The organism is Desulfobacter curvatus DSM 3379, assembly GCF_000373985.1.
Classification (GTDB): domain Bacteria; phylum Desulfobacterota; class Desulfobacteria; order Desulfobacterales; family Desulfobacteraceae; genus Desulfobacter; species Desulfobacter curvatus.
Genome location: NZ_KB893123.1, coordinates 36,783 through 50,088, shown reverse-complemented (window position 1 = coordinate 50,088; position 13,306 = coordinate 36,783). Strand labels below are relative to the sequence as shown.

The 13,306-nt window shown below is 45.8% G+C and carries 8 protein-coding genes; 3 read left to right on the top strand and 5 right to left on the bottom strand.

Annotated features, from left to right (window positions below):
* Nucleotides 1-13: 13 nt before the first annotated feature.
* The 3 genes from B147_RS0125845 to B147_RS0125835 form a co-directional block, all read right to left on the bottom strand.
* Nucleotides 14-2,554 carry a chemotaxis protein CheA gene (locus B147_RS0125845; RefSeq protein ID WP_020590098.1) on the bottom strand — a complete coding sequence of 847 codons (2,541 nt, stop codon included), beginning with the start codon at nt 2,552-2,554 and terminating at the stop codon, nt 14-16.
* Between the two features lie 107 nt (nt 2,555-2,661).
* Nucleotides 2,662-4,998 carry a methyl-accepting chemotaxis protein gene (locus B147_RS0125840; protein ID WP_020590097.1) on the bottom strand — a complete coding sequence of 779 codons (2,337 nt, stop codon included), beginning with the start codon at nt 4,996-4,998 and terminating at the stop codon, nt 2,662-2,664.
* A 32-nt stretch (nt 4,999-5,030) separates the two neighbouring features.
* Nucleotides 5,031-5,543 carry a chemotaxis protein CheW gene (locus tag B147_RS0125835; protein WP_020590096.1) on the bottom strand — a complete coding sequence of 171 codons (513 nt, stop codon included), beginning with the start codon at nt 5,541-5,543 and terminating at the stop codon, nt 5,031-5,033.
* A 708-nt stretch (nt 5,544-6,251) separates the two neighbouring features.
* Between B147_RS0125835 and B147_RS0125820 the strand changes: the two genes are divergently transcribed.
* The 3 genes from B147_RS0125820 to B147_RS0125810 all read left to right on the top strand — a co-directional run bounded on the left by B147_RS0125820 (nt 6,252) and on the right by B147_RS0125810 (nt 8,135).
* A complete protein-coding gene (locus B147_RS0125820) occupies nt 6,252-6,950 on the top strand; it encodes a response regulator (protein ID WP_020590093.1) in 699 nt (232 codons plus the stop codon).
* A 218-nt stretch (nt 6,951-7,168) separates the two neighbouring features.
* Nucleotides 7,169-7,456, top strand: a complete 288-nt coding sequence (locus tag B147_RS0125815; protein WP_020590092.1) for a DUF2383 domain-containing protein — start codon at nt 7,169-7,171, stop codon at nt 7,454-7,456.
* Nucleotides 7,457-7,760: 304 nt separating this feature from the next.
* Nucleotides 7,761-8,135: a desulfoferrodoxin gene (locus B147_RS0125810; RefSeq protein WP_020590091.1), complete on the top strand. Its 375-nt coding sequence runs from the start codon at nt 7,761-7,763 to the stop codon at nt 8,133-8,135.
* An 81-nt stretch (nt 8,136-8,216) separates the two neighbouring features.
* On the opposite strand, the gene B147_RS0125805 is transcribed toward B147_RS0125810, so the two are convergent.
* Complete coding sequence (locus tag B147_RS0125805; RefSeq protein ID WP_425387047.1) at nt 8,217-9,056, bottom strand: alpha/beta fold hydrolase; 840 nt, start codon at nt 9,054-9,056, stop codon at nt 8,217-8,219.
* A complete protein-coding gene (locus tag B147_RS30780; protein ID WP_169400733.1) occupies nt 9,050-13,183 on the bottom strand; it encodes a chemotaxis protein CheB in 4,134 nt (1,377 codons plus the stop codon). The genes B147_RS0125805 and B147_RS30780 overlap by 7 nt, the downstream gene beginning before the upstream one ends.
* Nucleotides 13,184-13,306: the final 123 nt, after the last annotated feature.

The following is a 13,306-nucleotide window of genomic DNA, read 5'->3' as shown; positions in this document are numbered from 1 at the left end:
GCAGCCACAGTCCCTATTTTTTCGAGACAATGGAAAAGATGCCGTGAACATCCAGGATCAGTCCGACTTTTCCGTCCGCCAGAATCGCACCGCCGGCAATACCCCGGATATCATCCATATTCCCGCCAAGATTTTTAATGACATACTCATCTTTGCCCAAAAGTTCATCAATCAAAAAGGCGCGTCTTTCTTCCTTGGACTCAACAACGACAACCAGGCTTTGTTCGACGGATTTAGGATGATTGCTTGTTTCATAGATTTCATTTAATCGGATTAGAGGAACCAGATTGCCGCGATCTTTAACCATCTCGCCTTTTCCTTCTACGGTGAAATATTCACCCGGCCCAGGTCTGAATGCCTTTTGAATGGCGATGGTGGGAATAACATATTTTTCGCTATCAACCCTGACCAGCATACCGTCGATAATGGCCAGTGTCAGCGGAAGACTGATAATGAATCGGGAACCGGTCCCCTTTTCGGATTCAATATTCAAATGGCCGCGAAACTTTTCAATCCCCTCTTTAACCACATCCATGCCGACGCCCCGGCCGGAAATATCGGTAATTTGGCTGGCTGTTGAGAATCCGGGTGAGAGAATCAGATTAAAAACCTGGGCATCCGTCATCTGCTCTTCTCCGGTAATCAGCCCGGTGGCTGTTGCCTTTTTAAGTATTTTCTCCCTGTCCAGTCCCTTGCCGTCGTCCTCAATTTCAATGACAATGTTCCCGCCTTTATGATAGGCACGAAGATCAATACTTCCCTGTTCAGGTTTCCCCTTTTCCGTGCGTTCCTGTACGGATTCAATCCCGTGGTCACAGGCATTTCTGATCATATGAACCATGGGCTCATAAAGGGCATCCACCACATTTCTATCAATTTCGGTTTCTTCTCCGGTCATGGATAAGTTGATCTGTTTGCCGGATTTTCGGGACAAATCTCTTACCAGGCGAATCATTTTCATAAATGTGGCTTTGATGGGTATCATACGCATGGACATGGCAATATTCTGCATATTGTTTACAATCTGCCCCAATTGTGCAACGGTCTGGCTCAAAGCGGAATTTTCCATGGTTTGCTGTCGCAGCATCGACTGGGCAATCACCAGTTCTCCGGCATAATCCACAAGATCGTCCAATTTCTGGGTGCTGACTTTAACTTGGGAATCGACCCTTTTTTTAAACGTTGCTTGTTCCATTAACGCTGAAGCGACCTGGGACGGAGCGATCTTTTTATCTTCGATCAGAATTTCACCGAATTTTTTTTCCGGATGCTTTTTCTGGATTTCCAATGCATGCTCAACATCCTGTTTGCTGAGATCCTTTTTCCTGACAAGAATTTCACCGATGGGTTCTTTTTCCCCTTTAGTCAAAGAAATCTGAAGCCTTTTGAGTTTATCCCTCAAAATTTCTACGTCTATGTGGCCGTCCTCTTGTTGGTGACCGGTAGCAAGCCCCTGTTTTACACTGTCGATAAGCTGTTTTAACAAATCAACTGACTCAAGAATTGCATCTGTGGCGGAATGGTTAATGATGAAATCTCCGCTTCTTGCACTGTCCAAAAGATTTTCCGTGGCATGGGACAGGCGGTTGATTTTATCTAAGGATAAAAATCCGGAAACGCCTTTTATGGTGTGAAACGGCCTGAAAATATCGTTTATGATATCAGTATTTTCAGGATCCTGCTCCAACTCAATTAGAGAGACTTCGATGTTGTTCAGATTGTCTTCTGCCTCTGATATAAAGTCGGTCAGGATTTCTATATCATCCTCGGACAGTTTTTCGGGCGCACTGTTCTGTTCAGGGCCGGATTCGGGCTCGTTTTGTGGATACTCATCTTCCGAAGACTCCTGGATACAGTCATAGCATGGTTCGTTGGTTGCAAGGTGTTCTTCTAAAAGCTCAAGAACATCGGAGTAATCAAAGGTAAAAGGTTCATTCCTTTTTAAATGACTTAATATGGACTTTAACAACACAATTCCTTCTTCAACCGGCTTTGTGTTACACGCACAGCTAAGGTCCATTTTCTCCAAATATTGTTTACATAACTTTGAAATATCATAAAAAGTAGACGGCTCAATCGTTTCAGAAATGTTGATAAGGCCGTCTAGGTTACGAATCATTTCTCCTATCTCGTGGTCTTTTCCCGGACAGAATCCGGCGATGAGCATTGACAGCTCATTTAATTTTTCCTCTAACTTTTTGTATTCGCCGTTTGGGGGTTGGCCATGGGATTGGGACTGCTTTGGGCTAAATGACGCGTCACTCTTTTTTTGACCCATGTTTTTCAGCTTCGCGCTGAAATCCGAAACAATCATGTCAAGATTTGACAACAAATCGTTTCCAACCGGGGGGCCGTCTTTTATGATGGTATCAATAATGTGTCTGGCCTTCAGAATCTGCGCAGCCTCTGACGATAGTTCCAACGATTTGCATTGCGTATGTATGCTCTTGAGAATGGGCAACAGTGTTTTGATCGACTCCAGCTGATGCGGGTCGAATAAAATTAATTCTGATGCCAGCCTTTCTGTCGTTTCGATTATGTTTTCATAAGACATTGGCTTTTCCAAATTTTTAAAGTTCTCGTCAAATTTTTAAGGATGCCGCCGGCACAGGGCCGGGGAGATAAATTCCCCGACCCGTTTTGCACCTCAATTTTATGATACTAAAAGTCTTCAAATGTTTCGTCGTCATCAAACGGGATTACTTGATCCGGACGGCTTGAATCCAGGTGGTGATCCCTGGTTTTTGGTTTATGGGTTGTTTTGCCCGGGATGCTTTTAGCTACCGGTCTAGCAGGGTGGTAATCATCCAATTTGCGATTGGCATTGCTTTTACCTGTAACCAGCAGCACAAGATTATCAACATACTCTTTAAGTTGTTCGGCCTGGGCGCTCATCTCTTCTGCTGCTGAAGCCGACTCTTCGGCATTGGCTGCATTTTGCTGGACAACCCGGTCCATTTCACTAATGGCATTGTTGACCTCTTCAATACCATTGGATTGTTCCGTTGATGCCACAGAAATCTCTGAGACCAAGGCACCGACTTTGGCCGAGGTTTCCGCCACTTTGGAAAATGCCTCGCTGGTTGATGATACGATGCCGGAACCATCGTTTACCTTTTTGACCGTGTCTTCTATGAGTGCTGCCGTATCCTTGGCCGCATCTGCCGCACGCATCGCCAGATTTCTGACCTCATCGGCAACGACGGCAAAGCCTGCGCCCGCTTCACCGGCACGAGCGGCTTCCACGGCGGCATTCAAAGCGAGCAGGTTGGTCTGGAAAGCGATTTCATCAATGGTTTTTATTATTTTTGAAGTTTCCTCTGAAGCCTTGGAGATATCCTCCATGGATCGTGTTAATTCATTCATGGACTGGCCGGCAGTAGTCACAACCGCATTGGCGTCCTTCATTAACCCGTCGGCATGATTTGAATTCTCGGCATTTTTCTTGGTCATGGACGACATCTCTTCCATGGATGAAGAGGTCTCCTCGATGGATGCGGCTTGTTGTGATGCACCTTCTGCCATGGACTGGCTGGAGGAGGAGACCTGCCCGGAGGCCGCGGCCACCTGCACGGCACCTTCGTTAAGGCCGGTGATGATCTTGTTAATCGGTTTGGTAATGCTGCGTGTGATAAAAAATGCGCAAAGAATACCGACGATAAGTGCAACGATCAATCCGATAATCATGAGAACAGATGCATTTGAAAGCGCGTCCACAGCATCCTTGGCAATGGTGTTGGTTGCGCCGATTCCGGCATTCGACATGGTTTTGTGCGCATTGGTAACTTTGTCTGAGGCATCCACGCGTTTAAGCCCCAGATCCTGCATGGTAACCCAATTTTGAAGAACATCCTTCATAGCGGCATGGTATTCGTAACCGGCTGCATCAATACCCTCTATCCGCTTTAAGAATTCAGGCCCCCGTGTAATTTTTTCCAATTCTTCAAGCTTGTGATCTACTTGTGCAAAAATATCCAGGGTTGTTTTCATGAGTTCAGGGCTTCTCAATGCCTGGGATTTAAAAGCCCCTATTCGTGCCTCATTCCCAAGGGTAACAATATCGTTCACCATTGTAATCTTTGTATTTCTTTCCAGCATATCCCTCTGTAACTTCTCGTGCTGCCCTTCAAGAAACGCATCACAGCTGGACACATAAATTCCGGCATTTTCATCCATCTGGTCCCGGTATCTGTTCAGCACTCTTTTGTCTGCCAGACTGCCGCGATTAAATTCCATCATAAATTGTTCCATCGCTTTCTGATAGGTTTGCCCCGCAGATTGAATGGATTTAAGCCTTTGAATGTCTTCACTGTCACGGATCATGGCCCTTAATTCATTTACCGGTTCGGCAATGCCGTCCAATTGTGAAATTGCTTTTTGCATAAGGCCTGTATCGTTGGCTGCCTGGGCTTTAAAATTGATGACCCTGACGCCGGCACCAATATGAACAAGATCGGTGGCAAGTTTGATCTTCTGCTGACGGGCATTCAGATCGGATTTGAATTTTGCATTCTGGCCCTTTAACAATTCAGTGGAATTTAACATATACTTTTTTGCTGACTCATCCATTGTCCGTCTATTAACAGCAAGTTTGGCACCGGTATCAACGGTTTGCCTGATCAACGCTTTATACTCTTCAACCGCTTTAGAGGCGATATCAATCTGAGATTTAAGCTTTTTTAAATTTGGGGAGTTGTCATCAAGTTCACGTGCCTTTTGCAGGGCCATGTCAACAGAATCCATTGCCGTCTGAGTCAATTGATAAAACTTTTTATCTTCCGTATACCCAAACCCTCTCATTTCAAACGCCACCTCGTCGGCCGCCTCACTTAATTCCATGGCGACTGCCACTTCGGGTATATATTCTTTGGCCAGCATCGTGCTTTTTGTTCCTACCGTTCGCATGTTCACAACGGCCATTAAACCGAGGGCAACGGCAATAATGATCAATACTGCAAATCCAAATGTGATTTTTAATCCCAGACTCAGGTTTTTCATCTTAAACTCCTTTATTTTTTTAAAACATTTAGTTATGAAGCATTTTGAATGGCAGTCATTTCGTCGGACGAAAGGACCTTATCTATATTTAAAAGAATTTTAACGCCCCCATCCTGCTTAGCCATGCCAAGGATATATCTTGTATCCAGTTTGGTGCCAAAAGCCGGGGTTTCCTCAATTTCATCTTCTTTTATATTTAAAACCTCTGAGACGGTATCAACCACAATTCCGATTAGAACAGTGGAATCCGACGCATCGATTTCGACAACAATAATGCAGGTCCTGTCATTGTAAGAAATTGATTTCATGTCAAATTTTGACCGAAGGTCAATTACGGGGATTACTTTTCCCCGCAAATTTATGACGCCTTTAACAAATTCCGGAGTTCTGGGGACCGAAGTGATTGGTAACATACCGATGATTTCTTTGACTTTAAGAATACCAATCCCATACTCTTCCGACTCTAACGAGAATGTCAGATATTTACCTGTCTTTATGGTCATGTCGGCTACTGCCTTATTCATGCTGTTGGTTTGCTCATTCATTCATTTCTCCTTTGATTCTATATTTTTTTATCTGGTTTTCATTTTTATCTGTTTTACGTGTTTCATGGCTTTTGGAAATTTGGCCAATAATACGAGATATCCAACCAGCGATTCTTCTGTTACAATGCCCGGCGAAATTTCCAGGTTTTTGTTCAGATACTGTATCGTTTTATTTTTTGGGGTCATTTAACTCGATTTGTTTCAATCGCTGAAGCGCAATTTTACTGATCATTTCGGTCATATCCAACAAAAAAATCATCACGGTTTTGACTTTATCCTTCGGAAAATGTCGAAATGTTGATAAGTTATCTAAGCACGATATAAAACAATTAATTCGTTCAATACTTGAAAATATGCCCCGGGCGTCACTACAGCTATCTATTTATAAATACCTATGTTACGTTTTCGTATCGGCTACAAATTCGTATCGGCTATAAAAAAGACCATATCAACAGGATAAAACTCACGTTTCTGTGTCTGAAGTGAGCAATCTGAGGAGAAAGAGCCGCTTTTTATATGCTAACTCACACAGAATATATTAAGAAAATCGTAAAATAAAGACCTTTTATCGATTTTTTTTTGCCACAATTTGTCGTCCTGGGCCACTTGAATAAATCAATACCTCAGCAAACTCTTTTGTTGCTTATATGGTTATTTGTCAATAATATTCAGATGTACTTCCTTCCTTAAAAATAAACAGGAGATGCAATGGACGATAAAATTATGATCGTTGATGATGATATTAAATTATTAAAGTCAGTTGAGCGAATTTTTAAACAGGAGCCGGTTAAATGCTTTTTGTTCTCGTCTCCTGCCAATGCACTGAAAGAAGCCCCCGAAATTGAGCCAACGGTTGTTGTTTCAGATCTGAGAATGCCGGAAATGGAAGGTACGTTTTTTTTGGAAAAAATGAAACAGATGCTTCCTGCCACGGTAAGGGTGCTTATGACGGGCTATGCAGATATTGATGCAACCATCAGTGCAATCAATCAAGGGCAGGTTTTTCGATTTATAAAAAAACCCTGGGACAGCCATATATTTCGCTCTGAAATCAGGCATGCCGTCCAATATTCAAAAATGCTTCGACGGTTGGTACACAGCGATGCCGAGCCCGGAGAATCTGAACGGACAGAACGGTTGACCGGGGCACTTGAGATGGCAGGGGCCGTTTGCCATGAATTTGCCCAGCCTGTCCAGATTATTTCCGGGTATTGCGAAATTTTAACCGAAGAATTGAACAGACAGCCTGGTGTTTCCGGATTTAAGGAACCCGTATCCCACATTCTTCAAAGTACGGAAAGGTTGAAGGAGCTGCTGCTCAAATGTATGAAAGTTCAGCGGTATAAAACCCGCCCCTATCTTTTAAGCAGCAGAATAATTGATATTGATGCGGCCACGACAGAATAGATCGTATCTTTTGTGGCATACGAACCAAATACATACAGGAATTAAACTGCAGGTATGGGGGTTTTCCCACATATACAACGCGTTGCTTTTTGTATTTAAATAGTGGCATCAATGACCCCGGGTTGAAGAGAGTTGAATGATGATCTGGCAGTTAAAGGATCATACGGCACGGGGTAAGAAGACCTTCAACGCTTTTTTTAAGGAATCGGAAGGTGTGTATGGACAAGAAAAGAACATTAAAAACACTGGACCAATTGATTCAGCTGGAAACCAAGGCGGTCCGGACATATGATCAAGCACTTGAAACCGTAACCGATTCGGTCATCCGCGCGCAGCTTGAGGATTTAAAAGCCCGGCATGCAGACCATGCCGAGCAGTTGAGCAGCGAAGTTCTCAAAATGGCGAATGAAATGATTGCCAAACACTGGGATGCCATAACTTCAGCCGCTCTTCGTGAACCGTTGCCGGATTGCGGCCCTAAAATACGGATCGTGGCAAACGGTTGAAAACACCTCTCTTTTTTACCTGGATTCCGTGCCAATTAAATCTCCTTTGACGGTCAGGTTTTTTCTCCGTACCTTCGGTTCTCATGCTCACAACTTAAAGATAAGGCGTCGTCCCTGTTTTTTTCAATGGGGAAAATGATGTATATTTGCAACTACATAGTCATACCGGTGCCAATGGGTGGAAACCCTGATTTACGGTTAAGCGCCTTCCCTGTAATCTTGATCGTATCAAATTAGCCGGGAATCATTTACACAAAGGGTTCACTTGCACAAAACAAAGCTTAAATAAAATTAAGGAGGAAACATGGCTGAACAAAAACAGATCTATAAATGCGAACTTTGCGGAAATGTTGTTGAGGTTCTTCACGGTGCCGATGGAAACCTGGTTTGCTGCGGTGCGGAAATGGTCCTTTTTGAAGAAAAAAGTGCGGATGAGGGAAAAGAAAAACATGTCCCCGTGATTGAAACAACGGCCGAAGGCATCAAAGTCAAAGTAGGGTCTAATCCCCACCCCATGGAGGAAAAACATTATATTGAATGGATTGAAGTTATCGACGGGGATACATCCTGCCGTACCTATCTGAAACCCGGTCAGACCCCGGAAGCCATTTTCAAAGGCTGTCCTGCAAATGTTACCGCCCGGGAATACTGCAATGTCCACGGCCTTTGGAAATCTTGAGCGCCAGGTACTGATTAAAATTTGGTCGTCCTGAAAAAGAGGATTTTAGCTTCAAGGTATCAAGGTTGCTGCCGTAGTAATCTACTGCAAAACCTTGATACCGAAAAAAGGACGAATTTTTTCCATAAGCAGATCTGGTTTCTCTTCGATCACTAAATGCCCCGCATCCGGAATCACATGTAATGATGAGCCCGGAATCATTTCATGTAACGTTTTACCTTTTTCCATTGGGATCCAGGTATCCTCACGTCCCCAAAGAATTAAAACAGGATTGGTAATAAGGGGATAAAGGGGTTGCACCTCGTCGGTATAACCTGAATTGGCCTGTGCCATCTGTTGATAAAAGGCCACCTTCCCGTTTGGATCTGTCCAAGGAGAAACAATCATATTTAGCGTTTCGGTATCTATGGGCATGAACGCAGCCGTTTTGACGTAGGCGCGAACTATTGCCTCATGAATATAATCCGGAACACCGGCAAACGCGGACTGGTGGGCCTTTACGTGCTGGAAAAAAGGCGAGCCCCAGGGAGAAATCGCCACCGGATCAATAAGAACAATTTTATTAAATTTGCACCCATTGATGAGATAGGTTCGAAGAACTGTCGTACCCCCGAAGTCATGGCCGATAATGGCGGGGTTTTTAAGCCCCCAGTGATCCAAAAGTTGCGTTAACACCTGATTTTGGAGACCTAAGGAGACATCACCTGGCGATTTGTCTGACTGGCCGTATCCTAAAAGATCATAATAATATACGCAGAACTCTTTTGATAACGGCTCAATAAGATGGCGAAGGTTGAAGGACGACCATGGTGTACCGTGAACCAGTACCACGGCCGGGCCATGGCCACGGACTCCATATCGAACAATCCTTCCATTAAAATCATACGATTCCGGCAGCTTCCACTCTGACACTTCTAACATCCTTCTTTTTTGCGAATTTGCTTAATCAGTTCTGATGCCAATCCGCCTTTGGGCAGATAGGCATGGGCACCCGCGGCAAACATTGATTCGGAAGATTCTTCTTCGGCATTGATGGACAAACCGATAATCCGGACATCGGGCCGGTATTTCAAGATTTCCCGGGTGGCCTGGATACCGTTCATTCCCGGCATATTGACGTCCATGAGCACTACATCCGGATTAAGCTCCCGGACTTTGTCAACCGCCTCTTTGCCGTCTGTGGCCTCACCTATAATAACAATATCTTTTTCATTTTCCAGCAGGCTTTTCAGGCCCTCGCGAAAAATGGGATGGTCATCCACAATCACAACATGGCGCAGGGAGTCATCCAGTCTCACGTTCTCTTCGGGGAAGCTGTCGTGACACTCGGTTTTTGTTCCTGCCTGCCGGGGCAGATGAATATCCACGCATGTGCCTCTCCCCGGTTCTGAGATAATTTTTACTTTTCCGCCGATATAGGCAATTCGCTGCTGGATGCTGAGCAGACCGTAGCCACCGCGTTGGGCCATGTGTTCACGGATTGTTTCAGGGTTAAATCCCAATCCTTTGTCCTGAACCCGGATATGAAGGCAGCCGTTGTTGTCCATATCAGCAGTCAGGCTTGCATGCCCTGTTTCTGCATGTTTCACAACGTTAAAAAGCAGCTCTTTAATACTTTGAAAAATAAAAATGGATTTCTCCCGGTCAAAGTGGTCTTCGGCAGATTCCGGAATATGGCAGGCCACCTCCAGTCCGTGGCGGTCTTTGAAATTCTTACACACCCAGTTCAGGGCTTTGAACAAACCGGAATCATACAACACCGAAGGTGCCAGATTGGAGGTAATATCCCGGCAGGCGTTGATGGCATCCATGAGTAGTGTTTGAACTTTGGAAAGTATCTCGTCTTCTTCTTCTCCATGTTGCCGACTGTAGGTGTCCAGGCGGAACCGGGCGGAAGCAAGAATCTGCTGAAGGTCATCGTGGAGCCGGGAGGCCAGGCTGCGCCGTTCCCGTTGTTCCACCTGGGATAGCTCCATGGCCATTTTTTCAAGCAGCATTGTTTTTTCCTCAAGATTACGGGTTCGGCTGGAGATCTTTTCTTCAAGGGCCACGTTTATTTGCTGCAGTTGCGCCTCTTTTTCTTTAAGGCTTCGCTCATAGGTCCGGCGGGTGGTCGTATCAATGGCCATTGCAATAATCATCCGCCGGCCGTCTGGCAGGTTGCCAAGCAGGGAAAAATGAAAGTGCCAGAGCCGTTCCTGGCCGCTTTTGGTCCGGACAGCAAACTCTCCGGCATCGACCTCGACCTTGTTATCCAGCACTTTTCGAATATGTAAAAGAACTTCTGCCTGTTTGCCTCCGTGTGCTTTTTCTGTCCACTTCACGCTCGTTTTAAGTTCATTTTCCGTATACCCGGTAATCCGGGACCATGCCCCGCTGACCATGAGAATTTCATCATCCTCGGCAAGCAGCATTACTGGCAATGGTGCATGAAGTATCGCCTTTTTCAGTTGATCCTCACGTTCCTTGATCTCCATCATAGCCCTGCGGCGCTGGGTGATATCAATGAACGTGACCACTACGCCGGCAATTCGCTCATCCTGGGTTCGGTAGGGTAAAATACGCCGGATATAGTATCTTTCTTCTTGGGTGACACAGACTTCCCGTTCGATGGGAATCAGTTCCTTGAGCACCCTGCGCAGATCCCGGCTCAAATCATCATCCTGAAACCGCTTTACAATATGATCAATGCGCCGGCCCGTATCCGATCCAACCAAGTGCATGACATCCAGGGCACCGGGGGTAAACCGTTTGATGCACATTTCCCTGTCCAGAAAAATTGTAGGGATATGGGTACTGGCCAAAAGGTTGGCCATGTCATCGTTTGCCTCTTCCAGTTCCTTGACCTTTTCACGCAGCTCATTGTTGACCGTGGTCAACTCCTCATTCAAAGACTGGAGCTCTTCTTTACTGGTTTCCAGTTCCTCGTTGGTGGACTGAAGTTCCTCATTCATGCTCATGACCTCTTCGTTGGAGGCTTTGAGCTCTTCGTTGGAGGTCTCCATTTCTTCTATGGTGGACTGCAGTTCCTCCCGGGTGACCTGCAGTTCATATTCCAGCTGCTGAATAGCCGCTTCCTCAGAGCCTTCTCGATCGGGACCGGGTCTATCCACTTCTGTTTCCGGCTTTTTCTCCCTTGGGGTTGAAAAAAATGTAACTAGAATGAGCCCCTTGGCTTCAGGCGGGCGTTTAAGGGGCGTTGCTTCAAGACGGATCGTTTCCTGGCCCTGCTCGGGGGATAAAATCAGCACATGCTCAAAAGTGTTTGGCTCCTCAGTCTCAATGACATTCTGGAGCAGCCACCGGGTTTTAGTGCGGATACCGGGCGCCAGATGATCCAGCAGATTACGTGTGGGTTCACCTTCCGGCAGTTTCAAATACTTTGTGGTTTCACCCTGATAAAACAAAATATCAAAATTCCGGTCCACAAGGACTGCCGGCGGGGCATAGACATTGACCAGGGCCTCGTGGATAATCCCTACCGGACTTTTGATGCGTGAGCGACGGTTCGCCGTGCCGTCATCTCTTGTCCGCTGCGTTTTGGAGGTTCTGAAAACCGGCAGTTCGATTCTGGGCTGTCTGCCGCCTCCCAGGCGTTTAAAAATACGCCAGCTCTTTGAAACGGGCGTAAAAAGGTCTTTTTGGGAACCGATGGTTTCACTATTGCCAAGAAAAAGAAACCCGTCTTGCTTCAGGGCAAAATGAAAAAGCCGGATCACTTTAAATTGTGTGTCCGCTTCCAGATAGATTAACAGATTGCGGCAGATCACCAGGTCCTGGCTGGAAAACGGCGGATCATTGATCAGGGACTGCGGTGCAAACACCACAGATTCCCGCATATATTTTTTGACGACAAAAAAGCCGTCTTCCCGGTCAAAAAAGCGTTCCAGCCGCTCAGCAGAGACCTGGGCCGCAATACTTTCCGGATACCGGCCGTTCCGTGCAATCTGGAATGCATCCTTGTCAATGTCTGTGCCGAAAATCTGCACATCGCATCGTTTCTCTCTTCGTTCAATGGCCTCGTGGAGCAGCATGGCAATGCTGTAAGCCTCTTCTCCGCTGGCACACCCGGGCGCCCATACACGGATGGGCGAATTTTTATCACACCGTTCTATCAACTTGGGTATAATCTGCTTTTCCAGTATCTCCCAGGCCTCCGGCTCACGGAAAAAGGCCGTTACATTGATCAGCATATCTTTGAAAAGATCTTCTGCTTCCTGATCGGATTTCCTTAAATACCCAAGGTAATCCTTAGCCTTGCCGATATGGTTCAGTGACATCCGTCGCTGAATACGGCGGGCCAGGGTGCTTTTTTTGTAATGTTTGAATTCATGCCCTGTTTTGGCATAGAGCAGGGCCAAAATATCTTCAAGCTGATCATCATTTTCAGATGTATCTTCCAGCACCCCTTTATTTATGCCGTTTACATAGGGATGCCGGGCATACTCCTGCAGAACCTTCGGCATTTTTTCCGGGGCAAGAATACGATCCACAGCACCTGTGCTGATGGCACTTCTGGGCATGCCGTCGTGCTGGGCGGTTTCAGGGTCTTGAACAATGGCCAGGCCACCGTTTGCTTTGACCTCCCGCAGGCCTGTGGTGCCGTCGGAACCTGTCCCGGAAAGAACGATACAAACCGCTTTTTCACGAAGGTTTTCAGCCAGTGTTTTGAAAAAGAAATCAATGGCCATCCGCATACCACGGCTTTCAGGTGGTTCGGACAGCACCAGGTGCTCGCCTTCAAGGCCCAAATATTTCCCCGGTGGGATGATATAAACCGTATTTTTTTCAATCGGTGTCTGTTTGGTGACTTGAAGAACTTGTAATCCGGTATGGCGGGAAAGCAGATCCGGCATCATGCTCTCATGATTGGGATCCAGGTGTTGGATCAATACAAACGCCATGTCCGGTGCCTCGGGCAAGGAAGAAAAAAATTTTTGAAATGCATCCAGCCCGCCGGCAGATGCACCGATTCCTACAATGAGAAAAGGCAGTACTGCTTTGGGTTTTTCGTTAACGGAACTCGTTTTTTCTGTTTTTTTGTTCATCTTTGCTTTCTGCCATGCCCCTCCCTCTGGATAATTGAGACCCGCTGGTTTACATATATTGGTCACAATATAGGTGGTATTTCTACCTGTCAATGAAACATATTCCGTCATTTGGATTCTCAT

Coding starts and splice junctions, on each gene's coding strand:
- B147_RS0125845 (WP_020590098.1), bottom strand. CDS start 2,554: ATGTCTTATGAAAACATAATCGAAACGACAGAAAGGCTGGCATCAGAA.
- B147_RS0125840 (WP_020590097.1), bottom strand. CDS start 4,998: ATGAAAAACCTGAGTCTGGGATTAAAAATCACATTTGGATTTGCAGTA.
- B147_RS0125835 (WP_020590096.1), bottom strand. CDS start 5,543: ATGAATGAGCAAACCAACAGCATGAATAAGGCAGTAGCCGACATGACC.
- B147_RS0125820 (WP_020590093.1), top strand. CDS start 6,252: ATGGACGATAAAATTATGATCGTTGATGATGATATTAAATTATTAAAG.
- B147_RS0125815 (WP_020590092.1), top strand. CDS start 7,169: ATGGACAAGAAAAGAACATTAAAAACACTGGACCAATTGATTCAGCTG.
- B147_RS0125810 (WP_020590091.1), top strand. CDS start 7,761: ATGGCTGAACAAAAACAGATCTATAAATGCGAACTTTGCGGAAATGTT.
- B147_RS0125805 (WP_425387047.1), bottom strand. CDS start 9,056: ATGTTAGAAGTGTCAGAGTGGAAGCTGCCGGAATCGTATGATTTTAAT.
- B147_RS30780 (WP_169400733.1), bottom strand. CDS start 13,183: ATGAACAAAAAAACAGAAAAAACGAGTTCCGTTAACGAAAAACCCAAA.